The sequence below is a fragment of the Azospirillum sp. UENF 111221 genome, from assembly GCF_058780625.1.
In genome coordinates this window covers 401,722-424,634 of record NZ_JBSNCH010000001.1, presented here as the reverse complement: position 1 = coordinate 424,634, position 22,913 = coordinate 401,722, and the positions used below count along the sequence as shown (strand labels likewise).

General features: G+C 68.6%; 23 protein-coding genes, 2 tRNA genes and 1 pseudogene. 16 read left to right on the top strand and 10 right to left on the bottom strand.

What is annotated here, in order from left to right; translation table 11 throughout:
• Positions 1–84 precede the first annotated feature (84 nt).
• The 7 genes from ACWPN3_RS01885 (at position 85) to ACWPN3_RS01855 (ending at position 7,295) form a co-directional block, all read left to right on the top strand.
• Positions 85–972, top strand: coding sequence for an IclR family transcriptional regulator (locus tag ACWPN3_RS01885; protein WP_199237673.1), 888 nt, complete (start codon positions 85–87; stop codon positions 970–972).
• Entirely contained in the window at positions 969–1,148 is a 180-nt protein-coding gene (locus ACWPN3_RS01880) for a DUF2256 domain-containing protein (RefSeq protein WP_492242157.1), read from the top strand. The genes ACWPN3_RS01885 and ACWPN3_RS01880 overlap by 4 nt, the downstream gene beginning before the upstream one ends.
• A 287-nt stretch (positions 1,149–1,435) precedes the next feature.
• Positions 1,436–2,461 carry a BMP family protein gene (locus ACWPN3_RS01875; protein WP_492242158.1) on the top strand — a complete coding sequence of 342 codons (1,026 nt, stop codon included), beginning with the start codon at positions 1,436–1,438 and terminating at the stop codon, positions 2,459–2,461.
• Between the two features lie 28 nt (positions 2,462–2,489).
• Entirely contained in the window at positions 2,490–4,046 is a 1,557-nt protein-coding gene (locus ACWPN3_RS01870) for an ABC transporter ATP-binding protein (RefSeq protein WP_492261020.1), read from the top strand.
• Positions 4,036–5,085, top strand: a complete 1,050-nt coding sequence (locus tag ACWPN3_RS01865; protein WP_492242160.1) for an ABC transporter permease — start codon at positions 4,036–4,038, stop codon at positions 5,083–5,085. The genes ACWPN3_RS01870 and ACWPN3_RS01865 overlap by 11 nt, the downstream gene beginning before the upstream one ends.
• Before the next feature lie 6 nt (positions 5,086–5,091).
• A complete protein-coding gene (locus ACWPN3_RS01860; RefSeq protein WP_109449759.1) occupies positions 5,092–6,015 on the top strand; it encodes an ABC transporter permease in 924 nt (307 codons plus the stop codon).
• Complete coding sequence (locus ACWPN3_RS01855) at positions 6,015–7,295, top strand: amidohydrolase family protein (RefSeq protein WP_492242161.1); 1,281 nt, start codon at positions 6,015–6,017, stop codon at positions 7,293–7,295. Before ACWPN3_RS01860 ends, ACWPN3_RS01855 begins: the two co-directional genes overlap by 1 nt.
• A 64-nt stretch (positions 7,296–7,359) precedes the next feature.
• Here ACWPN3_RS01855 and hisC read toward each other — a convergent pair whose 3' ends face one another.
• Positions 7,360–8,451: a histidinol-phosphate transaminase gene (gene hisC / locus ACWPN3_RS01850; protein WP_492242162.1), complete on the bottom strand. Its 1,092-nt coding sequence runs from the start codon at positions 8,449–8,451 to the stop codon at positions 7,360–7,362.
• A gap of 151 nt (positions 8,452–8,602) precedes the next feature.
• The gene (gene pheA, locus ACWPN3_RS01845) at positions 8,603–9,499 is read right to left on the bottom strand and encodes a chorismate mutase (protein WP_492242163.1); all 897 of its coding nucleotides are present in this window, start codon (positions 9,497–9,499) and stop codon (positions 8,603–8,605) included.
• Positions 9,500–9,676: 177 nt separating this feature from the next.
• Between pheA and metX the strand changes: the two genes are divergently transcribed.
• From metX to ACWPN3_RS01825, 4 genes are all read left to right on the top strand, one after another.
• Positions 9,677–10,891 carry a homoserine O-acetyltransferase MetX gene (gene metX, locus ACWPN3_RS01840; protein ID WP_492242164.1) on the top strand — a complete coding sequence of 405 codons (1,215 nt, stop codon included), beginning with the start codon at positions 9,677–9,679 and terminating at the stop codon, positions 10,889–10,891.
• Positions 10,892–10,911: 20 nt separating this feature from the next.
• Positions 10,912–11,520, top strand: coding sequence for a methionine biosynthesis protein MetW (gene metW, locus ACWPN3_RS01835; RefSeq protein WP_109449751.1), 609 nt, complete (start codon positions 10,912–10,914; stop codon positions 11,518–11,520).
• A gap of 77 nt (positions 11,521–11,597) precedes the next feature.
• Positions 11,598–11,852: a DUF3072 domain-containing protein gene (locus ACWPN3_RS01830; protein WP_109449749.1), complete on the top strand. Its 255-nt coding sequence runs from the start codon at positions 11,598–11,600 to the stop codon at positions 11,850–11,852.
• A gap of 221 nt (positions 11,853–12,073) precedes the next feature.
• Complete coding sequence (locus ACWPN3_RS01825; RefSeq protein WP_492242165.1) at positions 12,074–12,667, top strand: PRC-barrel domain-containing protein; 594 nt, start codon at positions 12,074–12,076, stop codon at positions 12,665–12,667.
• 4 nt (positions 12,668–12,671) lie between these two features.
• On the opposite strand, the gene ACWPN3_RS01820 is transcribed toward ACWPN3_RS01825, so the two are convergent.
• Both ACWPN3_RS01820 and ACWPN3_RS01815 read right to left on the bottom strand, forming a co-directional pair.
• Positions 12,672–13,169 (bottom strand): MFS transporter, encoded by a 498-nt coding sequence (locus tag ACWPN3_RS01820; protein WP_492261129.1) that lies wholly within the window; start codon positions 13,167–13,169, stop codon positions 12,672–12,674.
• 193 nt (positions 13,170–13,362) lie between these two features.
• Positions 13,363–13,911: pseudogene (locus tag ACWPN3_RS01815) on the bottom strand (MFS transporter); the annotation flags it as partial.
• Here ACWPN3_RS01815 and ACWPN3_RS01810 point away from each other — a divergent pair.
• The gene (locus ACWPN3_RS01810; RefSeq protein WP_492242167.1) at positions 13,862–13,993 is read left to right on the top strand and encodes a hypothetical protein; all 132 of its coding nucleotides are present in this window, start codon (positions 13,862–13,864) and stop codon (positions 13,991–13,993) included. The pseudogene ACWPN3_RS01815 and the gene ACWPN3_RS01810 overlap by 50 nt on opposite strands.
• A gap of 256 nt (positions 13,994–14,249) precedes the next feature.
• The gene (locus tag ACWPN3_RS01805) at positions 14,250–14,435 is read left to right on the top strand and encodes a hypothetical protein (RefSeq protein ID WP_492242168.1); all 186 of its coding nucleotides are present in this window, start codon (positions 14,250–14,252) and stop codon (positions 14,433–14,435) included.
• A 254-nt stretch (positions 14,436–14,689) separates the two neighbouring features.
• On the opposite strand, the gene cueR is transcribed toward ACWPN3_RS01805, so the two are convergent.
• Both cueR and ACWPN3_RS01795 read right to left on the bottom strand, forming a co-directional pair.
• A complete protein-coding gene (gene cueR / locus ACWPN3_RS01800) occupies positions 14,690–15,088 on the bottom strand; it encodes a Cu(I)-responsive transcriptional regulator (protein ID WP_492261019.1) in 399 nt (132 codons plus the stop codon).
• Positions 15,088–17,526: a heavy metal translocating P-type ATPase gene (locus tag ACWPN3_RS01795; protein ID WP_492242170.1), complete on the bottom strand. Its 2,439-nt coding sequence runs from the start codon at positions 17,524–17,526 to the stop codon at positions 15,088–15,090. The genes cueR and ACWPN3_RS01795 overlap by 1 nt, the downstream gene beginning before the upstream one ends.
• 163 nt (positions 17,527–17,689) lie before the next feature.
• Between ACWPN3_RS01795 and ACWPN3_RS01790 the strand changes: the two genes are divergently transcribed.
• Together ACWPN3_RS01790 and ACWPN3_RS01785 are read left to right on the top strand one after the other, a co-directional pair.
• Complete coding sequence (locus ACWPN3_RS01790; protein WP_492242171.1) at positions 17,690–18,250, top strand: hypothetical protein; 561 nt, start codon at positions 17,690–17,692, stop codon at positions 18,248–18,250.
• Between the two features lie 73 nt (positions 18,251–18,323).
• Entirely contained in the window at positions 18,324–18,968 is a 645-nt protein-coding gene (locus tag ACWPN3_RS01785) for a trimeric intracellular cation channel family protein (RefSeq protein ID WP_492242172.1), read from the top strand.
• A 66-nt stretch (positions 18,969–19,034) separates the two neighbouring features.
• Here the strand turns inward: ACWPN3_RS01785 and ACWPN3_RS01780 are convergent.
• A protein-coding gene (locus ACWPN3_RS01780; RefSeq protein WP_492241372.1) for an IS5 family transposase occupies positions 19,035–19,792 on the bottom strand; the annotation gives its coding sequence in 2 pieces (ribosomal slippage) (positions 19,035–19,468 and positions 19,468–19,792; 759 coding nt in all).
• 185 nt (positions 19,793–19,977) lie between these two features.
• Positions 19,978–21,240: an ABC transporter substrate-binding protein gene (locus tag ACWPN3_RS01775; protein WP_492242173.1), complete on the bottom strand. Its 1,263-nt coding sequence runs from the start codon at positions 21,238–21,240 to the stop codon at positions 19,978–19,980.
• Between the two features lie 318 nt (positions 21,241–21,558).
• Here ACWPN3_RS01775 and ACWPN3_RS01770 point away from each other — a divergent pair, with 318 nt between their 5' ends.
• Complete coding sequence (locus ACWPN3_RS01770; RefSeq protein ID WP_492242174.1) at positions 21,559–22,347, top strand: metallophosphoesterase family protein; 789 nt, start codon at positions 21,559–21,561, stop codon at positions 22,345–22,347.
• 90 nt (positions 22,348–22,437) lie between these two features.
• On the opposite strand, the gene ACWPN3_RS01765 is transcribed toward ACWPN3_RS01770, so the two are convergent.
• Positions 22,438–22,514, bottom strand: a tRNA-Pro gene (locus ACWPN3_RS01765).
• Between the two features lie 235 nt (positions 22,515–22,749).
• Positions 22,750–22,826 (bottom strand) — tRNA-Pro (locus tag ACWPN3_RS01760).
• Between the last annotated feature and the right edge of the window lie 87 nt (positions 22,827–22,913).

Here is a 22,913-nt window from a genome sequence, read left to right as displayed (position 1 = left end):
CAACAGAAAAGATTTTGCAAAAGCTTCCGATATCCGGAATAGATGGGGCGGCCAACATCACCGATTTTCAGAACGGAGCCAAACATGACCGCCGACCTCCGCCGCAGGGCAAAAGGGAGTGCGGGTGTCGAGAGCGCCGGCGCCGAAACTGCCGGCAGCGACGAGGCGGGCAGTAAGTCCAGCCTGCAACGCGGGCTGGCGATCCTGCGCCTGCTGGCCTCCTCCAACGAGGCGGGGGCGCGGCTGACCGACATCTCCCGCGCGCTCGACCTCACCCCGCCGACCGTCCACCGCCTGCTGAAGATCCTGGTGGAAGAGGGGATGGCGGAGGCGGACAAGGCGACCAAGCGCTACCGGCTGGGCATCGACCTGTTCGGGCTGGCGGCGCAGGCCGGCAACCCGAACAACCTGCGCGACATCTGCCGGCCGATCCTGCTGCGCCTGTCGGCGACCCTGCGCGACACCATCTTCCTGCTGGTGCGCAGCGGCTTCGATGCGGTGTGCCTGGACCGCAGCGAGGGGCCCTTCCCCATCCGCTCCTTCACCGGCGACATCGGCGGCCGGGTGACGCTGGGCGTCGGTCAGGGCAGCCTCGCCATCATGGCGTTCCTGCATGCGGAGGAGCGGGAGGAGGTCATCCGCTTCAACCTGCCGCGCATGCAGGGCGTCGGCATCATCGACGAGGTCTATCTGCGCACGGAAATCGCGCGGGTGCGCGATCTCGGCTATGCCAGCCGGTCCACCGGCCTGCTCCCCGGCATGTCGGGCGTGGCGGTTCCGGTGCTGGACCGCGACGGCTACGCGGTGGCGGCGCTCAGCGTCGGCACGATCAGCGAGCGTCTGAACGAGGAACGGCTGCCGGTGGTGGTCGACATCCTGAAACGCGAATCCGCTGCGATCAGCCGCCAGTTGAACCCCTTCGACCCCGTCCTGCGCCGTCCCGCCGCGATCCTGGGCGGCGGCCCGGCATGAAGGGCGTGAAGAAGGCCGATTTGCCGACCAAGACCTGCCCGGTCTGCAACCGTCCTTTCACCTGGCGGAAAAAATGGGAGCGGGTGTGGGACGAGGTGAAATATTGCTCCGACCGCTGCCGCGGCGACGCCCGCAAGCGCGACGGGACACGGCAGGACGACGCGCCGCGATCCTGACCGGATCGTCAGGAAGATTTGCCCTTTATTCAATCACATGCCAGCATTCTGACCATCCGGAGGCATCTGCCGGCGAGATGGGCGGCGCTCCCAGCAGATGGCATTTCCGTTGCATTCGAAATTGCGGCCGCACGGGTCCATGGATTTACGGGCACATTCCCGAGTATTCATGAGCTTGGCGGCTCGGCCATACTGCCGCCGGTGACGGCGGCCAACGATACGCGACCAACGATACTCAGCGACGAAGGGGACTCATGATGTCGGTTCGGGGGATGGGGGATCGGGCGATGAACGTCTTTGGCAAGGCGGCCGGGGGTATGACGCGCCGTGCGGTGCTGTGCGGTGTGGCCGCGGTTGCCTTCGCAGCGGCGGCCGGCGGCTCCCTGCCGGCATTTGCGCAAAGCAAGGTGAAGGTCGCCGGCATCTATACCGTGCCGATCGAGCAGCAGTGGGTCAGCCGCATCCATGTCGCGCTGAAGGCCGCCGCCGACCGCGGCGACATCGAGTATGTCTGGGCCGAGTCGGTCGCCAACACCGATTATGAGCGCGTGATGCGCCAGTATGCCGAAGCCGGCCAGCAGCTGGTCTTCGGCGAGGTGTTCGGGGTGGAGCGCGCCGCCCGCGCCGTCGCCAAGGACTATCCGAAGACCGCCTTCGTCATGGGCTCCAGCTTCAAGCCGCAGGAGCCGAACTTCTCGGTCTTCGACAACTACATCCAGGAGCCGGCCTACCTGTCCGGCATGGTCGCCGGCGGCATGACCAAGTCGAACGTCATCGGCATGGTCGGCGGCTATCCGATCCCCGAGGTGAACCGCCTGATGAACGCCTTCATGGAAGGCGCCAAGGAGGTCAACCCGCAGGTCAAGTTCTCGGTCAGCTTCATCGGCTCCTGGTTCGACCCGCCCAAGGCCAAGGAAGCCGCCTTCGCCATGATCGACCGCGGCGCCGACGTGATGTACGCCGAGCGCTTCGGCGTGTCCGACGCGGCCAAGGAGCGCAAGGTGCTCGCCATCGGCAACGTCATCGACACCCAGCCGCAATATCCCGACACCGTCGTCGCCAGCGCGCTCTGGCACATGGAGCCGTCGGTCGAACGCGCCATCGCCGCAGTGAAGGCCGGCAGCTACAAGGCCGAGGATTACGGCCCCTACAGCATGATGGCGCACAAGGGCTCCAGCCTGGCGCCGCTCGGCACCTTCGAGTCGAAGGTTCCCGACGCCATCAAGGCGAAGGTGAAGGAGCGCGAGCAGCAGATCCGCGACGGCAAGTTCACCGTGAAAGTCAACGATGCCGAGCCGAAGTCGACGATGTGACGCCCGGCGCATCCCGATGTCATCCCCTATGAAAGGTGGGCCGGAGGTCGTCCTCCGGCTCGCCGGCATCTCCAAGCGGTTCGGCCCGCTGCTCGCCAACGACGACATCTCGCTGACGCTCCGCGCCGGCGAGGTGCTGGCGCTCTTGGGCGAGAACGGCGCCGGCAAGACCACCCTGATGAACATCCTCTTCGGCCATTACGTCGCCGACGAGGGCACCATCGAGGCGTTCGGCCGCCCGCTGCCGCCGGGCTCCCCCCGCGCGGCGCTGGAGGCCGGCATCGGCATGGTCCACCAGCATTTCACGCTGGCGGACAATCTGTCGGTGCTGGACAACATCGCCGTCGGCACCGAATCGCTGTGGCGCTGGCGCTCCGACCGGGGTGCTGCCCGCCGCCGGCTGCTCGACCTGTCGCAGCGCTTCGGGCTGGAGGTGCGGCCGGACGCGCCGGTCGGCGAGCTGTCGGTCGGCGAGCGCCAGCGGGCGGAGATCCTGAAGGCGCTCTACCGCGACGCCCGCATCCTGATCCTGGACGAGCCGACCGCGGTGCTGACGCCGCAGGAATCGGCCGGGCTGTTCGAGACCCTGCGCAAGCTGACCGCCGACGGGCTCGCCGTCGTCTTCATCAGCCACAAGATGAACGAGGTTTTCGCCGCCAGCGACACCGTCGCCGTTCTGCGCGCCGGCAAGCTGGTCGCCACCCACGCCACCGCCTCCACCGACCGTGCGAAGCTGGCCGAGCTGATGGTCGGCCGCAGCGTCAAGCCGCCGGCCCCCGCCCCGCTCAGCCCCGGCGAGCCGGTGCTGGAGTTGGCGGGCGTCACGGTGGCTTCCGGCCATGGTCGTCCGCTGCTGGATCGGGTCGATCTGACGGTGCACCGTCGTCAGGTGGTCGGCATCGCCGGAGTGTCCGGCAACGGCCAGACGGCGCTGGCCGAACTGGTCAGCGGCCTGACCCGCCCCGACTCCGGCCGGCTGTCCCTGAAGGGCAGCGTGGTGGAACATGGCGACCCCGCCGACATGGTCCGGCGCGGCGTTGCCCGCATCCCGGAGGACCGGCACAGCGCCGGTCTGGTCGGCGCCATGGCGGTGTGGGAGAATTTGATCGCCGAACGCTACCACGACTCCGCCTTCTCACGCTTCGGCCTGCTGCGGCGCGGGGCGGCGCGGGCCTACGCCCGCGAGGTGATCGAGGAGTTCGACGTCCGCTGCCCCGGTCCCGATGCACGGACGCAGCTGCTGTCGGGCGGCAACATGCAGAAGCTGATCCTGGGCCGCACGCTGGCCCATGGGCCGGACCTGATCCTGGCGAGCCAGCCGACGCGCGGCCTCGACATCGGTGCGGTGTCCTACGTCCACAGCCGGCTGCTCGACGCCCGCACCGCCGGAGCCGGGGTCCTGCTGATCTCCGAGGATCTGGACGAGATCCTGGCGCTGGCCGACTGCGTCACTGTCGCCTATCACGGGCGGCTCACCCCGCTGCTGCCGCATGACCGGGTGTCGGTCAGCCAGCTCGGCCTGCTGATGGCCGGGCATTGGGACGTTTTGCGCGACATCTTGCCGGAGACTGTTGATGCGGCTTGAACCGCGCACCGATACCCCGCTCGCCCTGCGGCTGCTGGCGCCGGTGGGCGCCGTCGTGGCGGCGCTGGCGCTCTGCGCCTTGCTGGTCGCCTGGACCGGCGCGCCGGTACTGCGTGCCTACGGCCTGCTGTTCGAGGGCGCCGTCGGCTCCCGCTTCGCCCTGACCGAGACGCTGACCCGCGCCACCCCGCTGATCCTGACCGGGCTGGCCGCCGCCGTCGCCTTCCGCGCCAAGCTGTGGAACATCGGGGCGGAGGGCCAGCTCTACATGGGCGCGCTGGCCGCCGTGGTGGTCGGCGGCGGCATGCTCGACCTGCCGGCCTGGGCACTGATCCCGGTGGTGATGATCGCCGGCATGGCGGCGGGCGGCGTCACCCTGCTCGGTCCGGCGGTGCTGAAGGTCCGCTTCGGCGTCGATGAGGTGGTGACCACCCTGCTGCTGAACTTCGTCGTGCTACTGCTGGTGTCGCTGCTGCTGGAAGGGGCCTTGAAGGACCCGATGGGGATGGGCTGGCCGCAGTCGGCCCCTGTCACCGAAGCGGCGGAACTGCCCAAGCTGGTGGCGCGCACCCGCCTGCATGCCGGGCTCGCCATCGCGCTCGGCCTGTCGGTGCTGCTGTGGCTGATCGACACCCGCACCATCTGGGGCTACGAGAACCGCGCGGTCGGCGCCAACCCGCGCGCGGCCGCCTTCGCCGGCATGCCGGTGACGCGGGTCATGCTGCGCACCGCCCTGCTGTCGGGCGGGTTGGCCGGGCTGGCCGGCGCGGCGGAGGTCTGCGGGCTGAAAGGCTACTTGACGCTCGACCTGTCGCCGGGCTTCGGCTACAGCGGCATCGTCGTCGCCATGCTGGCCCAGTTGCACCCCATCGGGGTGGTCGGGGCCGCGCTGTTCATCGCCGGCATCTTCGTCGGCGCCGACGCCATGAGCCGGGCCATGCCGGTTCCCAACTACATCGCCGACGTCCTGGTCGCAACCAGCCTGCTCTGCATGCTGGTCGCCGGGCTGCTGGCGCGCTACCGGCTGCGGCGGGGGTAAGGGGTTATGGATTTCCTGTCGACCATCCTCGACATCCTGCTGTCGGCCGCCTTCTGGACCGCGGTGCTGCGCATCGCCACCCCCTATGTGCTGGGCACGCTGGGCGAGCTGGTGTGCGAGCGGGCCGGCGTGCTCAATCTCGGCATCGAAGGCATCATGACGCTGGGCGCCATGGCCGGCTGGATGGCGGTCTATCAGGGCGCAGACCTGTGGACCGGCGTGCTGGCCGCAGCTGCCTGCGGCGCGCTGCTCGGCCTGCTGCATGCGGCGCTGACCGTGCCGCTCGGCCTGTCGCAGCATGTGACCGGCATCGGCGTCACCCTGCTCGGCACCAGCCTGTCCTACTTCGTCTACCGCCTCGTCCTGCCGCAGGCCAGCACCCCGCCGACCGTCGAGCCGTTCCAGCCGCTGGCCCTGCCGGGCGCGCTCGCCCAGACGCCGCTGACCTACCTCGCCTTCCTGCTGGTCGCGGTGGTCGCCTATGTCCTCTACCGCACGCCGGTCGGGCTGGCGGTGCGGATGGTCGGCGAGAATCCGGCAGCCGCCGAGGCGCAGGGGCTGAACGTCACCGCCATCCGCATCGGCGCGGTGGTGGCGGGCAGCGCGCTGATGGCGCTGGCCGGCGCCTTCCTGACCCTGTCGGCCTTCAACGCCTTCTTCTTCAACATGGTCAACGGGCGCGGCTGGATCTGCATCGCGCTGGTGGTCTTCGCCTCCTGGCGGCCGGGCAAGGCTCTGCTCGGCGCCCTGCTGTTCGCGGTGTTCGACGCGCTGCAATTGCGGCTGCAGCAGGCGAGCGGCGGCGTCCTGCCCTACCAGCTGTTCCTGATGATGCCCTATTTGCTGAGCATCCTGGCGCTGGTGCTGGTGGCCCGCCGGGCCTCCTACCCGCGCGCCCTGATGATCCCGTACCGCAAAGGAGAACGCTGATGTTCGACCTGATCCTGCGCCGCGCCACCCTGCCGGATGGCCGCAGCGGCATCGACATCGGCATCAAGGACGGTCGCATCGCCGCAGTCGAAGCGAACTTGGCGGGCGAGGCAGCTGGTGAGATCGACGCCACCGGCCGGCTGGTCAGCCCGCCCTTCGTCGATGCCCACTTCCATATGGACAGCACGCTCAGCTACGGCCTGCCGCGGGTGAACCAAAGCGGCACCCTGCTGGAAGGCATCGCGCTGTGGGGCGAGCTGAAGCCGCAGCTGACCCAGGACGCCATCGTCGAGCGAGCGCTCGCCTACTGCGACTGGGCGGTCGGGCGCGGGCTGCTGGCGATCCGCAGCCATGTCGACATCTGCGATCCGCGCCTGCTGGCGACCGAAGCCCTGCTCGACGTCAAGAAGCGCGTCGCGCCCTACCTCGACCTTCAGCTGGTCGCCTTCCCGCAGGACGGTGTTCTCCGAGCGCCGGGTGCGAAGGAGCTGCTGGTCCGGGCGCTCGACATGGGCGTCGACGTGGTCGGCGGCATCCCGCATTTCGAGCGCACCATGGCCGACGGCGCCGCCTCGGTCCGGCTGCTCTGCGAGATCGCGGCGGAGCGCGGGCTGCTGGTCGACATGCATTGCGACGAGAGCGACGACCCGCTGTCCCGCCATGTCGAGACGCTGGCCTACGAGACGCAGCGGCTGGGGCTGCACGGCCGGGTGACGGGGTCGCACCTGACCTCGATGCATTCGATGGACAACTACTATGTTTCCAAGCTGATCCCGCTGATGGCGGAGGCGCGGCTGGGGGTGATCGCCAACCCGCTGATCAACATCGTTCTCCAGGGCCGCCACGACACCTACCCCAAGCGCCGGGGCATGACCCGCGTGCCGGAGCTGATGGCGGCAGGGCTGACCGTCGCCTTCGGGCATGACTGCGTGATGGACCCCTGGTATCCGCTGGGCTCCGGCGACATGCTGGAGGTGGCGCAGATGGGGCTGCATGTCGGGCAGATGACCGGCCAGGACGGCATCAAGGCCGCCTTCGACGCGGTGACGGTCAACCCGGCCAGGCTGCTGCATCTGGACGGCTACGGGCTGGAGCCGGGCTGCAACGCCGATCTGGTGGTGCTCCAGGCCGGCAACCCGGTGGAGGCGATCCGCACCCGCGCCGCCCGCCTGTTCGTGCTGCGCCGCGGCCGGATCGTCAGCCGCTGCGAACCGGTGCAGGCCAGGCTCGACCTGCCGGGGCGGCCGGAGATGGTCGATTTCCTGCTGAACCGGGGATAAGACCAGCACAAAAAAGCCCGCCGGAACAGCTGTTCCGGCGGGCTTTTCTTTGTTCGGAAAACCTTTACGCCTTCAGGAAGTCCCGCAGCGCGTCGGCAACCGCGTGCATCTCCTGCTCGGTGCCGATGGTGACGCGCAGGCAGCTCGGCAGGCCGTAGGACGGCATCTGGCGGACCAGGATGCCGCGGGCCTTCAGGAACTGGCGGGCGGCCTCGGCGTCGTCCTTGCCGGCGGGCTGGCCCTTGAAATCGACCAGCACGAAGTTGGTCACGCTGGGGTGCACCGTCAGCCCCAGCTCCCGCACGGTGGCGGAGAACCACTCGCGCCACTGCTCGTTGTGGCGGCGGGAGCGGTCGAGGAACTCGGCATCCTCAACCGCGGCGACGCCGGCGACATGGGCGGCGTTCGACACGTTGAAGGGGCCGCGCACCCGGTTCAGCACGTCAACGATCCCGGCCGGCCCATAGCACCAGCCGATGCGCAGCGAGCCCAGCGCGAAGATCTTCGAGAAGGTGCGGGTCATCACCACGTTGGGGAACCGCTCCACCAGCTCCTCGCCGGCGGTGTAGTCGTCCTTGTTCATGTACTCGGCATAGGCCGCGTCGATGACCAGGATGACGTCCGGCGGCAGGCCGGCATGCAGCCGCGCCACCTCCGACGCCGGCAGATAGGTGCCGGTCGGGTTGTTCGGGTTGGCGAGGAAGACCAGACGGGTGCGCGGGGTGACGCGGGCCAGCAAATTGTCGACGCTGGCGGTCAGCCCGTCCTCGGGTGCGGTCACCGGGGTGGCGCCGACCGACTTGGCGCCGATCGGGTACATCAGGAAGCCGTATTGCGAATACAGCACCTCGTCGCCCGGCCCGGCATAGGAGCGGATCAGCAGGCTGATGATCTCGTCCGACCCGGCGCCGCAGACGATGCGGTCGGCATCCAGGTTGAAGCGCTTGGCGATGGCGCCGCGCAGCGCCGCCGAGCCGCCGTCCGGATAGCGGTGCAGAGTCCCGGCCGCCGCCGCATAGGCCTCCATCGCCTTCGGGCTCGGCCCCAGCGCCCCTTCGTTGGAGGCGAGGCGGATATGACCCTGATGCTCGCCGCCGACATAGGCAGCGATGTCGAGAATCCCCGGACGCGGCTGCGGGCCGTTCGGCTGGGTCATGGTCTGCTTACCTTCCGACGCTGGTGGATGGGCGGTTCAAGGATGGGGTGGAACAGGATGGAACAGTTCCGGCGGCCCTGTTCCAACGTTCCACGGAGGGCCGGCAGGATAAGGCAGGAGCAGCCCCGGCGGCTCGCCTCATTCGCGCACATCAGCCCAGAGCGAGCGGCACGGCATAGCCGCCGACGACGTTGACCCGCACCGGGATGTCGCCCGAGCGTTCCAGCAGCTTGGCGAGGCGGGGGTCGCCCTGGCCGACGAAGTCGGCGATCTCGACCAGATGGACCGACGGGCCGCCGCCGCTCATCCCGGTGGCGTGGCCGGCCGGATGCCAGGTGCAGAAGCCGACCGGCGGCAGGCCGCAGGCCTCCAGCGAATCCTTCAGGCGGCCGCGGCTGAGGTCGCCGCCGATCTCGATGCTCAGCAGGGTGCGGTCGTCGCCGGTCGGCTCGTGCGGGACGGCGGCGATGGCGAGCGCGTCGCGGTTCTCGCCGCGGGCATTGCCGCGCCCGCCGAAGGGCAGACGCGCCACCACCTGCGGCCGGCCGGCGTCGGCCGACACCAGGAAGCGCCACCAGGGATCCGAATCGTCCTCGGCCGGATAGGGCACCACGGCGACCGTCGCCGTCCCCTCCGACACGGCGCGGAGCGCTGCGGCGGGAGTGTTGACGGCGGTCATCGGCACGAAGCCGCCGAAATGGTCGCGGGCGACGTCCCAGAAGCCGCGGCGGTCCTCCGGCGCATAGACGGCGACGGCGAAGGGGCCCTGCATGCGGGTGAAGGCGGTGATCATCTCCCGCCAGATGCGGACGACGACCTGGGCGGGGAAGGTGCCGGCATGGCGGGCCATCAGGCGGCGCAGGATCGTCGCCTCCCGCGCCGGGCGGAGGAAGATGGGCTGGGCGCCGGTTTCGGCCGCGCCATTGCCCTTGGCCGCCCCGATGCGTTCCACCACGGCGGCGCGTCGCATCAGCAGGTCATGGATCGCGTCGTCGATCTGGTCGATTTCGCGGCGCAAATCGTCGAGCGGGGTCCGGGCGGAAGCCATGGGTCAAAAAACCATCGAATGCAGAGCCGGTTAGTAGTAGTCCGCATGCGCCCTGAAATCAAAGAAAACATTGACACTCCGAAGGCCGGCTTCGTAGCTATACGCTCCCGTTCCGCCACAGCTCCCTGACGGTTCCCATCAAGGCGCCACAAGGCTTCCGACAAGGCACGAAACGAGATGTCCGCGGCCCTCGACAGCTCCGCCCCCAATGCCCCCGCCCCCGCTTCCAACGAACAGGTCATGCCGGGCAAGCGCGTGCGTCTGGCGGTGGACCGGCCGATGCGGCTGGACAGCGGGGTGGAGATCGGCGGCTTCCAGATCGCCTACCAGACCTACGGCACGCTGAACGCCGACAAGTCCAACGCGATCTTCATCTGCCACGCCCTGACCGGCGACCATTTCGTGGTGGAGAGGCATCCGGTCACCGGCAAGCCCGGCTGGTGGGAGATGCTGGTCGGCCCCGGCAAGCCGGTGGACACCGACCGCTATTTCGTCATCTGCTCCAACGTGCTGGGCGGCTGCCTGGGCAGCACCGGGCCGAAGGATCTCGATCCCGCCACCGGCCAGCCCTATGGCCTGTCCTTCCCCGTCGTGACCATCGGCGACATGGTGCGGGCGCAGAAGCTGCTGGTCGAGCATCTCGGCATCGAAAAGCTGTTCTGCGTCATCGGCGGCTCGATGGGCGGCATGCAGGTGCTGCAATGGGCGGTCGCCTACCCCGAATCGGTGTTCGCCGCGGTGCCCATCGCCACCGCCGCCCGCCATTCGGCGCAGAACATCGCCTTCCACGAGGTCGGACGCCAGGCGATCATGGCCGACCCGGAATGGCGCGGCGGCAATTACCTGCTGGAAGGCACCAAGCCGGAGGCCGGCCTGGCCGTCGCCCGCATGGCGGCGCACATCACCTACCTGTCGGAAACGGCCCTGCACCGCAAGTTCGGCCGCAATCTGCAGGACCGCAAGGCGATCACCTACGGCTTCGACGCCGATTTCCAGGTGGAAAGCTACCTGCGCTACCAGGGGGCGGCCTTCGTCGAACGCTTCGACGCCAACTCCTACCTCTACATCACCCGCGCGATGGATTACTTCGACCTCGCCGCCGATGCCGGGGGCACGCTGGCCAACGCCTTCCGGCCGGGGGGCAAGACCACGCCGGTGCGCTTCTGCCTTGCCAGCTTCTCCAGCGACTGGCTGTTCCCGACCTCGGAATCGCGGGCCATCGTGCATGCGCTGAACGCCGTCGCCGGGAATGTCAGCTTCGTCGAGATCGAGACCGACAAGGGCCACGACGCCTTCCTGCTGGACGAGCCGGAGTTCCATCAGGTCATCCACGGCTTCCTGGAGGGCTGCGCCGAGCATCGCGGCCTGTCCGTCCGCCGCCGCGCGCGCTGAGTGAGACAAGACAACCGACCATGGTGGACATTCGCGACGATTTGAAGCTGATCGCCGAGATGGTGGAGCCGAACAGCCGCGTGCTGGACGTCGGCTGCGGCGACGGCGCCCTGCTGGATTACCTGGCCCACACCAAGAATGTCGACGGGCGCGGCATCGAACTCAGCATGGACGGAGTGCGCCAGTGCGTGGCGCACGGCCTGTCGGTGATCCAGGGCGATGCCGAGACCGACCTGAAGGACTATCCGGCGGAAGCCTTCGACTATGTCATTCTGGGCCAGACGCTTCAGGCGATGAAGCAGCCGCGCGACGTGCTGGAGATGCTGTGCCGCATCGGCCGGCGCGCCATCGTCTCGGTGCCGAATTTCGGCTATTGGCGCGTCCGCATGCAGCTGATGCTGACCGGCCGCATGCCGGTGACGGAAAAGCTGGGCTACCAGTGGTGGGAAACGCCCAACATCCATTTCTGCACGCTGCGCGACTTCGTCGTGCTGACGGAGGAGATGAGCATCACCATCGAGCAGACGCGGATCATCGACCGCGCCGGCCGGGTGACCAGCCACGCCCATTCCGGCTTCGCCAACCTGCTGGGCGAACAGGGCGTCTTCCTGCTGCGGCGCAACGGCTGAGGGGGCCGGGCCAGGGGGCGGGAACCTTCCGCCTTCAGGTTTGTTCATGATGCGTTCCCTTTCGAGAGGCACGCATCATGACGACCAAGCACACCGCCGATACCCATGACCATGCCGGCCACGAGAATCCGAAGACCGGCGAAGACACGTCCAATCGCGACAAGAACCCCGACGACTGGACCACCGGCGACGAGCCGATGACCGGCGCCCAGGCCTCCTATCTGAAGACGCTGAGCGAGGAGGCCGGCGAATCCTTCGATGACGGCCTGACCAAGGCCGAGGCGTCGAAGCGCATCGACGCGTTGCAGGACAAGACCGGCCGCGGGAAGTGAGTGGGGAGGCAGCGGAAGATCCCCTCTCCCCCCGGGGAAAGGGTTAGGGTGAGGGGGGCGCGCGGCGGCCCTCCAGCAAGAATCCAACATGTGCATCCACCTCACCCCGCCCCCCTCCCCGGGGGGAGAGGGAGACGAGCGCGGATTCATGTCGGCAACCCAACCCCACCTTCCGCTGTTAACCAGGGCGATACCTGAATCCGAACGGAAGGGTCGCCCTCATGCTCCGCCCCCTCATGCTTGTTCCGGCCGCGGCGCTGCTGCTGACCGGCACCGCCTTTGCCCAGACCGCGCCGGGCGTCGCCGCCTCGCCGCCGCTGATGACCGCGCCGCGGCCGGACGACCAACCGGCGACCGGGCAGATCGCCTCCCCGCCGGGGGTCAGCGGCGAAGCGCCGTCGCGTGAGGTGCAGAACCCCGCAGCGCCGGTGACGGGGCCGGTGACGGGATCGGTGACGGGCGCGCAGGGTTCCTCGCCGCCGGTGGCGGCATTGCCCTCCGCAGCGCTCAATCCCGAGCAGGCGCGGGCGATGGTGGGGACGGAGCTGCGCACCCGCGACGGGCAGATGGCCGGCCGCATCCTCGACTTCACCATGGACAGCAGCGGCGACCGGGTCGACCGCATCGTGATGGCGCCGAACGAGGTGCTGGGGCTGGGCGAGAAGCTGGTGGCGCTACCGGCCGGCGCGCTCGCCAACGGTCCCGACGGGCCGATGCTGGACATCGGGCAGGCCGACCTCGACAAGGCGCCGACCTTCGCCTATGGCGACGAGCCGACGCTGACCCGGCCGGAAAGCCAGCAGCCCAAGCCGTAACCGGTCAGGCGGCCGGGCGGCGGCGGAAGATGCCGGTCAGGCAGGCGAAGAGGCACAGCCCGGCGCCAAGCCACAGCACGACGACGCTGCCGTCCGCCTTGCCGATGGCGGTGAAGACCAGTCCGACCGTGGCGGCGCCCAGCGTCTGGCCCAGCAGCCGGCCGGTGGCCTGGATGCCGCTGGCGCCGCCGCTGCGCTCCTTCGGCGCGCTGCTGACCAGCACCTTGTTGTTCGGGGTCTGGAACAAGCCGAAGCCGAAGCCGGCCAGCGCCATCCGCCAGACCACATCCAGCGTCGACGGGTCGGACGGCAGCAGCGCCATCAGGGCGAGGCCGGCAGCGAAGGCCAGCAGGCCCGCCGCCGCCAGCCGCGTCGGCTCGTAGCGGTCGGCCAGCCGGCCGGAGATCGGGGCGACCAGCGCCACCACCAGCGGCCAGGGCGTCATCAGCAGGCCGGATTCCGTCAGCGACCGGTTCAGCACATCCTCGAAGAAGAAGGGCATCGCGACGAAGACGATGTTCTGCGCGGCGAAGGAACAGACCGAGGTGACGACCGTCAGGGCGAAGACCGGGCGGCGCAGCAGAATCCACCGGCAGCAGGGGGGCTGCCTGCGCCAGTTCGCGCCGCACCAGCGTCGCGCCGAGCGCCAGGGCCGCCAGCAGTTCCGCCGCGACAAGCCAATAAGGCTGGCTGCCATCCACCCCCTTGAAGCCGACGATCAGCAGGCCGAGCATGCCGGCGTTCAGCGCGGCGCTCAGCCAGTCGAAGCGGTGACCGGCCGGGTTGGACGCCGGCATCGCCCGCGCCGCCACCGCCAGCGCCGCCAGCCCCAGCGGCACATTGACGGCGAACAGCCAGGGCCAGGAGGCCACCGACAGGATCAGCGCCGCGAGGCTGGGGCCCGCCGCGGAGGACACCGCGACGATCATCGCGTTGTAGCCGACGCCGCGGCCGAGATGGGTGGAGGGGTAGATGTGGCGGACCAGCGCCAGATTGACGCTCATGATCCCGGCGCCGCCGATGCCCTGCACGACGCGGGCGGCGGTCAGCACCGGCAGGTTCGGCGACAGCGCGCAGGCCAGAGAGGCCACGGTGAAGAGCGCGAGCCCGAACCAGTAGACCTTGCGGTAGCCGATGATGTCGCCCAGCGACGCGAACGGGAACAGCGAGACGGTGACCGCCAGCTGATAGGCGTTGACCACCCAGATGGCGCTGGCGGCATCGACCGCGAACTCGCGCTGGATGGTCGGCAGGGCGATGTTGGCGACCACGCCGTCCAGCACCGCCATGATCAGCGCGACGGTCATCGCCGTCATCGCCCAATAGCGCTGCGGGATCGGCAGTCCGTCGGACGCCGTCACGGGCGGCTTGCGGGGTGCGGATTGGGCGGGGGCGAGAGGCTGGACGGGAAGATCTGGCATGGTGGGGATCAGCATAGAGTCCGATCCACTCTGCGCGGTCGCAGCAATTTCGCATGAAAGCATTGCGGAGGCCGGGCGCAGGGCTGGGTCTCTGTCCGGCCGGAACCCGTCCCACGCCCCTCTGTTGGAAGAGAACGCGAGCCAACAATAGGAGCGCCACCATGACCAAGCACATCCCGCCCGTCCCGCCCGAAGGCCGCAGCGACAAGGGTCCCGGCGAGCCGGCGACCAGCGCCTCGCCCGACGACGGCACCGGCAACCGCGCCGCGCCCAACACCAAGGAGCAGGGCCAGCAGGGCAACAGCCGGCAGAACACAACCCATCAAGGCTACCAGCAGGATCGGTGAGGCATGAGCAAGCGCATTGACGCGACCGACCGTCACTACACGCATGATCCGAAGACGAAGCGGTAGGCAACGCCCTTTCACCATGGGGATTTCCCCCTCTCCCTCCGGGGAGAGGGTCGGGGTGAGGGGGAGGCATGGGGTGGATATACTGGGGACCGGGACTGCGCGACCTTTGAAAATCCTTGCCGCGCATCCCCCTCACCCTAACCCTCTCCCCAGGGGGAGAGGGGGACAACGCGCGTGGGGAGTTTCTTTCACGACGCCAGATCCTTCAGGATCGGGCAGTCCGGCCGCTCGTCGCCGTGGCAGGCGTCGGCCAGCTCGTGCAGCGTGTCGCGCATCGCCTGCAATTCGGCGATCTTCGCCTCCAGCTCGTCGATGTGCTGGAGTGCGATCCGCTTGACCTCGGAACTGCAGCGCGAGCGGTCCTGCCACAGCCCGACCAGCTTCTGGATGCGCTCGATCCCGAAGCCCAGCGTCCGCGCCCGCTTGACGAAGCGCAGCACATTCACGTCACGGTCGCTGTAGACGCGATAGCCCGACGCCGTCCGCCCGGCCTCCGGGATCAGGCCGATGGATTTGTAATAGCGGATCAGCTTGGCGTTGACGCCCGATGCCTTGGCGGCGTCGCCGATGGTCATGCCGTCTTTCATCACGCATCCTCGCTTTTTGGCGGCGTCCAGCCGCGCAGGGTCAAGGCGTTCACCACCACGCTGACCGAACTGAGCGCCATCGCCGCACCCGCCAGCACCGGGCTGAGGTTGCCGGACGCCGCCAGCGGGATGCCGATCACATTGTAGGCGAAGGCCCAGAACAGCCCCTGGCGGATCTTCGCATAGGTCCGGCGCGACACGTCGATGGCGCCGGCGACCAGGCGCGGGTCGCCGCGCATCAGGGTGACGCCTGCGCTGTGCATCGCCACGTCGGTGCCGGTCGCCATGGCGATGCCGACATCGGCGGCGGCCAGCGCCGGCGCATCGTTGATGCCGTCCCCGACCATGCCGACAGTTTTGCCCTCCCCTTTCAGGGTCGCGACCACGGCAGCCTTGTCGCCGGGCAGCACCTCGGCGAACACCCGCTTGATGCCCAACGCCGCCGCGACGGAGCGGGCGGCCCCCTGGCCGTCGCCGGTCACCATCACCGGCTCCACCCCCTGTGCCTTCAGCGAGGCGATGGCCGTGACGGCACTGTCCTTCACCGTGTCGCCGAAGGCGACGAGGCCGAGCAGGCGCGGCGCCTCGCCGACCTCGAACAGCCAGGACAGGGTGCGGCCGGATGCGGCCAGCGCGTCGGCCGGTCCGGCCAGGGCGCCCGGCTGCAAGCCGGCCTCCGCCACCGCGCGGGCATTGCCGAGGTGCAGGCGCCGTCCCGCCACCGTGCCGCTGACGCCGCGGCCGGCCAGCGCGCGGAAATCGGTTGCGGCCCCCGGCGCCATGCCGGCGGCGGCAGCGCGATCGCGCAGAGCGTGGGCGAGCGGGTGCTCGCTGCCGGCCTGGAGGGCGGCGGCAAGGCGCAGCAGGGTTTCGCCACCGGTGCCGTCTGCCGGGATCAGGTCGGTGACGCGCGGCTTGCCTTCGGTCAGCGTGCCGGTCTTGTCGAAGGCGACGGCGGTCAGGGCATGGGCGCGCTCCAGCGCCTCGGCGTCCTTGATGAGGATGCCGTGGCGGGCGGCAACGCCGGTGCCGACCATGATCGCGGTCGGCGTCGCCAGACCCAGCGCGCAGGGGCAGGCGATGACCAGCACCGAGACGGCGGTGACGATGGCGGTTTCCAGATCGCCGCCGACGATCCACCAGCCGGCCAGCGTCAGCGCCGCCACCGCCAGCACCGCCGGGACGAACACGGCGCTGACCCGGTCGACCAGCCGCTGGATCGGCGCCTTTGATGCCTGGGCGCCCTCCACCATGCGGACGATCTGCGCCAGCATGGTCTCGGTGCCGACCGCCGTGGTCTCCACCACCAGCAGGCCGTCGCCGTTGATCGAGCCGCCGGTGACGCGCGCACCCGGCTCCTTGTCGACCGGCAGGCTCTCGCCGGTCAGCATCGATTCGTCGACACCGCCGCTGCCCTCGACCACCCGCCCGTCGACCGGCACCCGCTCGCCGGGGCGGACCGCCACATGGTCGCCGACACGGACGCGCTCCACCGGCACCTCGGTCTCGACGCCGTCGCGGCGCAGCCGGGCGGTCGCCGGGCGCAAATCCATCAGGGCTCGGATCGCCGCCGCCGTCTGGCCCTTGGCCCGCGCCTCCAGCCATTTGCCGAACAGCACGAAAGTGATGAGGACGGAAGAGGCTTCAAAATAGAGATGCGGCTCGTGCCCCGGATGCGCGGTCAGCATCAAATAGAGGCTGAGCCCCCAGGCCGCCGAGGTGCCGAGCGCCACCAGCAGGTCCATGTTGCCGGCTCCCGCCCGCAGCGCATTCCAGCCGGCGCGGTAGAAACGCGCGCCGAGCCAGAATTGCACGACGCTGGCCAGCACCAGCTGGACCGGACCGGGCAGCATCCAGTCCGCCCCGAACAGGTCGCCGGCCATGCCGGCCAGCAGCGGCAGCGACAGCGCCGCCGCGATCAGCACATGGTGCAGCTCGCGCCGGCTGCGGTCGGCCCGCAGCTCCTCTTCCGCCTGCTCGCCGCCTTGCGCGACCGGGGCGGCGCCATAGCCGGCCTTCTCCACCGCCGCGACCAGATCGGCGGTATCGAGGCTTCCGGCGAAGGCGACGACATGGGCGCGCTCGGTCGCCAGATTGACCGATGCCGAGTCGACGCCGGGCAAGCGGGTCAGCGCCTTTTCCACCCGGCCGGAACAGGAGGCGCAGGTCATCCCGGTGACCGACAGGTCGAACTCCCGCCGTTCGGCATGGAAACCGGCAGCCTCGACGGCGTCCGCCGCGGCCCTGGCGTCGGGCGTTCCGGCAAAGCTCAGCCGCGCCCGCTCCGTCGCCAGATTGACCGACACCGCGGTGACGCCCGGCACCCGGCCCAGCGCCTTCTCCACCCGGCGGACGCAGGAGGCGCAGGTCATGCCAGACACGCCGAGGTCGAGATCGGCGGTCGTCGCAGGGCTGCTGTCGTGCTGGGTCGTGGTCATGCCGGTTCTCCTTCGATTCCGCTCGGCATGACGGGATATGGGGCTTCCAGCAATTGGAAGGTCAAGGGGCGGATCGACGCAGATTGGCCGGTCCCTGAACAAAAGTCCGACCGGGGCGTTCGTCTCCTGACCGCTTTGCAACTTGCCCGAAGGGACCAGCCCCTTGACCCGCCTGACCATCGCCGAGGCGCAGAGCCGCGTTTCCCACATGCTGACCCATGACGTGGTCGAGGATCTGCGGGCCGTCGAGTATGAGACGCCGCCGCTGGCCGATGCCCCGTCCGCCACGCCGTTGAGCGAGTTGCGGCGGGCCGAGGTGACCTTCAGCCATGCCCCCGGCTCGCCCGACTGCCTCTATCGCATCGGCGCCTTTGGCGATTCGCTGCTGATGCGGCTTCAACTGAATGTCCGGCGCTTCGTCGCGCTCTATCAGGTGCCGGTGAAGGACCCCATCGACAGCAACACCATCGCCCCGCATTTCGAACGCTGGGCCATCGGCGCCGGCCATGCCGGCTGGACCATCGGCTGGCGCGACGGCGTCGATCCCTGGAAACAGGACATCAGGGTGGTGGAGACCTATTGCTACGCCATGCTGCCGGAAGACTTCCTGGACGAGCCGCTGACCCAGCTCTACTGGCGCACCGACCTGTTGCAGATGACCCGCGCCTTCATGCTGGAGGCGCGGCGGATGGGCATCCGGTTGTCGGTGCCCGACACGGTGTAGCGGAGGTTTCGCTTGGCGTGGCGGGCGCGGCTGTGCTCAATCGCTGGGCACACGACTTTGCCAGAGCCCGCCCATGCCGCCGCTTCCCATTCCGATGCCGACCGACCTCTCCGCCCTGCTGACGGTGATGGATTTCATCGGCGTGTTCGTCTTCGGCCTCAGCGGCGGCACGCTGGCGGTGCGCAAGCGGCTGGACCTGTTCGGGGTGATGGTGTTGTCGCTGGCGGCGGCGCTGGCCGGCGGCGTGGTGCGCGACCTGCTGATCGGCGCGCTGCCGCCGGCCAGCCTGCGCGACGACAGCTATCTGATGGTGGCGCTGGCCGCCGGGCTGACCGCCTTCCTGTTCCATGGCCCGATCAACCGGCTGGGCAAGCCGGTGATGGTGCTGGACGCCGCCGGCCTCGGGCTGTTCACCGTCGCCGGCTGCGGCAAGGCGCTGGCCTATGGGCTGAGCCCGCTGCCGGCCGCCCTTCTGGGAGTGATGACGGCCTGCGGCGGCGGGGCGATGCGCGACCTGCTGGTCGCTGAGGTGCCACGGGTGCTGCGCGAGGAGATCTATGCCATGGCCTCGCTGCTGGGGGCCGCGGTGGTGATCGCCGGCAACCGCCTGGACCTGCCGCCGGTGCCGGTCGCGGTGGTCGGTGCGCTCGCCGTGTTCACGCTGCGCGTTGTCAGCGTGCTGCGCAACTGGAGCGCACCGCGGGCGCCGGGGAGTTGAAAGACGCAGCAGGTTTCTTGTTGAAATCCTGCTGCGCATCCCCCTCACCCTAGGTCGGATCGACAATCACCTCAGCCAAATTGAGATGCTTGCGAGGCTGAGAAAGCCATTGAAGTGTATTTTCCTGCGGTCGTAGCGAGTGGCGAATCGCCTGAAGTGCTTGAGGCGGTTGAAACATCGCTCGATGCGGTTTCGATGTCTGTAGGCTTCGGCATCATGAGGAATGATGAGCTTGCGAGAGCGGTTGGAGGGGATGACGGCTTTGGCATTCATGGCGGCAATCGTCTCCCGCAAGGCATTGCTGTCATAGGCTTTGTCGGCGAGGACAGCGGCGCCGGACTGCCCTTCCAACAAGGCTTCGGCCTGAGTGATGTCGCCGACCTGTCCGGCGGTGACAATCAAGCGCAGAGGTCGGCCGAGCGCATCGGCCAGCATGTGGATCTTGGTGGTCAATCCTCCTCGGGAACGCCCCAGCGCCTGATCCTTGGCCCCCCTTTTCCGCTCGCCGCCTGCTGATGCGCACGCACGATCGTGCTATCGATCATCAGGTACTGGTTATCCCGGTCGGCAGTCAGCGCCTCGAACACCCGCTCCCAGACCCCGGCGTGGCACCAGCGGCTGAAACGGCGGTGGACCGTCTTCCACTTGCCATATCGTTCAGGCAGATCGCACCAGTGGGCGCCGGAACGGAGAACCCACAGGCAGCCATTGACGAACAGACGATTATCGCCACCCGAGCGGCCGGGATCGCCAACCTTGCCGGGCAGCAATCCTGAAATCCGTGCCCATTGGGAATCCGTCAGTTCGTAGCGTTTGATCCCCATCGACAGCTCCGCCTCAAAATAGCGGAAACCCATGAATCACAACTCAGTCCCGATGGGAACCATGAATGTCGATTGGGCCTAGCCCTCTCCCCGCTTTCGGCGGACCACAGGTCCGCCTGTCGCGTCAGCGCAAACGAAGTTTGCGCGTGAGCAGGGGGGAGAGGGGATGGTCACATGAGGTCAAATCAAGCCCGCTTGCCCCAGCCCGGCATCGGGAACACCGGCTCTGCTTCGGCCGAGGCCTTCGGCAGCACCACGGTCGGGCGCAGCTTGTGGTTCTGGATGCAGGCGGAGATCAGGTTGGTGTTCTGGCCCTTGTCGTCGAAGGTGATCGCCGGGCCGACCATCAGCTTGTCAGACAGGTTGGTCTGGCGCAGGGCCGCCAGCATCGCCGACGCTTCCGCCGTGCCGGCGCGCTTGAAGGCGTCGGCGGCGATCAGGATCGCCTCGAAGGTGAAGGCGACGTTGAAGGCGTAGCCCTCGAAGCGGTCGTTCGGGAACTGCTTCTTGAAGGCCGCCTCGACCCGCTTGGTCATCGCCGCCTTGGGATCGTACCAGGGCAGGTTGGTGATGGCGAAGTCGGCGTATTTGCCCAGCACCTTGTAGAACTGCTCGTCATAGAGGCCGGGCGAGCCGGGGGAGACGATGCCCTTGGGCTCCCAGCGCTGCTTCACCATCTCGCGCACCATCATGATGGCGTCGTTGGCGCGGGTGGTGACGATGGCAAGCTCGGCCCCGGTGCCCTTGGCCTTCGCCACCTCGACCGCCAGATCCTGCGCCTTGGGATCGTAGGAGATCGACTCCACGATCTGGAACGGCATGTCCAGCTTGGGGAACAGCGCGTCGATGGCAGCCTTGTTCGCCATGCCGAAGGTGTCGTTGGCGTGCAGGAACACCGCCGTCTTCGGCGTGGTGCCGGTGGCGGCGAACAGATCCTTCATCAGCGACATCCCGTTCGTCACCAGCATGGTGGAGGTCGGGAAGTTGCGGAAGACGGTCTTGTAGCCCTGCTCGGTCAGCTTGTCGGCGGCGGCGATGTTCATCACCAGCGGCACGCCGCGCTGTTCGCAGACCTGGGCGGCGGCCGCGGTCTGGCCGCTGTCGAAGGCGCCGACGATGACATGGGCGCCGTCGTTGATCAGCTTTTCCGTGCGCGACCGGGCGACGTCGGCGTTCGATTCGGTATCGGCCGACATCACCTCGACCTTGTAGCCGAGTTCGGACAGCACCGCCGGCGCGATGTCGGCGCCGCGCTGGCAGGCCTGGCCCGCCTGGGCCAGCAGGCCGGAACGCGGCAGCAGCACGCCGACCTTGAGCGTGGTGTCCTGCGCGAAGACCGGCGCACGGCCGAAGCCGGCCAGCACGCCGCCGGCAATGGCGGCCTGCCCCAGCGTGCGGCGGGAAAGGGCGAATCCTCCGGTGGAGCGGTTCTTATGGTCGTTGGTCATGATGCTGCGGGGGCCTTTTTTGGCTGGACGCACTGCGGATCGGGTCCGCTCTGATCGACCGAAGAGTTCACCGCGTCCCCCCTCCATGTCAAAGTGGAATCGCCGAAGCCCTTCGTTTCGCAATGGCCCTACGTTTCGCAATGGATTGAAACCACATGCCCGTTACAGCGGCCGGACCGTCACCCTCGCCGAAGTGCTCGCCATCGCCTCGAATGGCGTGAATGCGGTGCAACAGAAGAAGCCCCGTCGCCCCCTTGAAGAGCCGGCGGCCCGGACACAGCTGAGTGGGTGCACTGTGACAAAAACGAGAACTGCCGCGTGTTGAGCTTGGCACGGAAACTGTGGGCTGATGCCACGTCGGGCGTTTCCTCGGCCGGGCGGACCGGACCGGCGACGGTGCCGCGCGGCATGCGCGTCTATGCGGTCGGCGACATCCATGGCCGGCTCGACCTCTTGGACCAGATGCTGGGCCAGATCGCCCGCGATGCCGACCAGGCGCCGAACCTGCTGAAATACCTCGTCTTCCTCGGCGATTACGTCGACCGCGGCCCGGATTCGCGGCTGGTGATCGAACGGCTGGCCTGCGGGCTGCCGCCGGCCTTCGGCGCCGTGTTCCTGCGCGGCAACCATGAGGACACGATGCTGGGCTTCCTGTCGGACCTGCGCGTCGCCCCCGGCTGGCTGACCTACGGCGGCGACGCGACCCTGGAGAGCTACGGCATCCCGGCCCCCGACCCCGATGCGCCGGTTGAACATCTGCAACAAGCGCAGCTGATGCTGAACAGCCTGCTGCCCGCCCATCACCGTGCCTTCCTGACGGGCCTGCGCAACCATCTGACCATCGGCGACTACCACTTCGTCCATGCCGGCGTCCGTCCCGGCGTCCCGCTCGACCGGCAGGAGGACCAGGACCGGCTGTGGATCCGCGAGGCCTTCCTGGCGTCGCGTGCCGACCATGGCAAAATGGTCGTCCATGGCCACACCATCGCGCCGGAACCGGAACTGCTGCCCAACCGCATCGGCATCGACACCGGCGCCTACGCCACCAACCGCCTGACCGCCCTGGTGCTGGAAGGGACGGAGCGGCGTTTCCTGTGCACGGTGTGAGGGTCTGGCGCGGCCCTGAAACGATGGCCCCAAGATGATGGCCCGAAATGACGAAGGGCTCCCGGATTTCTCCGGAAGCCCTTGTCCTTATGGTCGGAGAGAGAGGATTCGAACCTCCGGCCCCTGCCTCCCGAAAGCAGTGCTCTACCAGGCTGAGCTACTCTCCGGTCCTGTCACCGCCGGTCTGTCACTGTGGAGTGCGCCGTCCGTCGGTGGAGCGGGTGTATAAACGGTTCCGGCCGGCGACGCAATGCAAAGTCACAGCCTGCGCGCTGCATTTTTGCCATGCTGTTTTGTAGGGGCATTTTTTCCGGCTGTTCCGCCCCACCGGACCGCAGCCCTGAAACAATGGCCCTGAAACGACGAAGGGCTCCCGGATTTCTCCGGAAGCCCTTGTCCTTATGGTCGGAGAGAGAGGATTCGAACCTCCGGCCCCTGCCTCCCGAAAGCAGTGCTCTACCAGGCTGAGCTACTCTCCGGTCCTGTCACCGCCGGCCTGTCACTGTGGAGTGCGCCGTCCGTCGGTGGAGCGGGTGTATAAACGGTCCGGACCGGGTGCGCAACGC

Bases quoted from the DNA above. Each gene is read 5' to 3' on its own strand.
- pheA (WP_492242163.1), bottom strand. From the start codon at position 9,499: ATGGCTTCCGCCCGGACCCCGCTCGACGATTTGCGCCGCGAAATCGAC.
- ACWPN3_RS01820 (WP_492261129.1), bottom strand. From the start codon at position 13,169: ATGCCCTTCTTCTTCGAGGATGTGCTGAACCGGTCGCTGACGGAATCC.
- hisC (WP_492242162.1), bottom strand. From the start codon at position 8,451: ATGACCCAGCCGAACGGCCCGCAGCCGCGTCCGGGGATTCTCGACATC.
- ACWPN3_RS01860 (WP_109449759.1), top strand. From the start codon at position 5,092: ATGGATTTCCTGTCGACCATCCTCGACATCCTGCTGTCGGCCGCCTTC.
- ACWPN3_RS01875 (WP_492242158.1), top strand. From the start codon at position 1,436: ATGAACGTCTTTGGCAAGGCGGCCGGGGGTATGACGCGCCGTGCGGTG.
- ACWPN3_RS01805 (WP_492242168.1), top strand. From the start codon at position 14,250: ATGACCAAGCACATCCCGCCCGTCCCGCCCGAAGGCCGCAGCGACAAG.
- ACWPN3_RS01870 (WP_492261020.1), top strand. From the start codon at position 2,490: ATGAAAGGTGGGCCGGAGGTCGTCCTCCGGCTCGCCGGCATCTCCAAG.
- ACWPN3_RS01795 (WP_492242170.1), bottom strand. From the start codon at position 17,526: ATGACCACGACCCAGCACGACAGCAGCCCTGCGACGACCGCCGATCTC.
- ACWPN3_RS01865 (WP_492242160.1), top strand. From the start codon at position 4,036: ATGCGGCTTGAACCGCGCACCGATACCCCGCTCGCCCTGCGGCTGCTG.
- ACWPN3_RS01825 (WP_492242165.1), top strand. From the start codon at position 12,074: ATGCTCCGCCCCCTCATGCTTGTTCCGGCCGCGGCGCTGCTGCTGACC.
- ACWPN3_RS01880 (WP_492242157.1), top strand. From the start codon at position 969: ATGAAGGGCGTGAAGAAGGCCGATTTGCCGACCAAGACCTGCCCGGTC.
- ACWPN3_RS01830 (WP_109449749.1), top strand. From the start codon at position 11,598: ATGACGACCAAGCACACCGCCGATACCCATGACCATGCCGGCCACGAG.
- ACWPN3_RS01855 (WP_492242161.1), top strand. From the start codon at position 6,015: ATGTTCGACCTGATCCTGCGCCGCGCCACCCTGCCGGATGGCCGCAGC.
- ACWPN3_RS01775 (WP_492242173.1), bottom strand. From the start codon at position 21,240: ATGACCAACGACCATAAGAACCGCTCCACCGGAGGATTCGCCCTTTCC.
- metX (WP_492242164.1), top strand. From the start codon at position 9,677: ATGTCCGCGGCCCTCGACAGCTCCGCCCCCAATGCCCCCGCCCCCGCT.
- cueR (WP_492261019.1), bottom strand. From the start codon at position 15,088: ATGAAAGACGGCATGACCATCGGCGACGCCGCCAAGGCATCGGGCGTC.
- metW (WP_109449751.1), top strand. From the start codon at position 10,912: ATGGTGGACATTCGCGACGATTTGAAGCTGATCGCCGAGATGGTGGAG.
- ACWPN3_RS01785 (WP_492242172.1), top strand. From the start codon at position 18,324: ATGCCGCCGCTTCCCATTCCGATGCCGACCGACCTCTCCGCCCTGCTG.
- ACWPN3_RS01885 (WP_199237673.1), top strand. From the start codon at position 85: ATGACCGCCGACCTCCGCCGCAGGGCAAAAGGGAGTGCGGGTGTCGAG.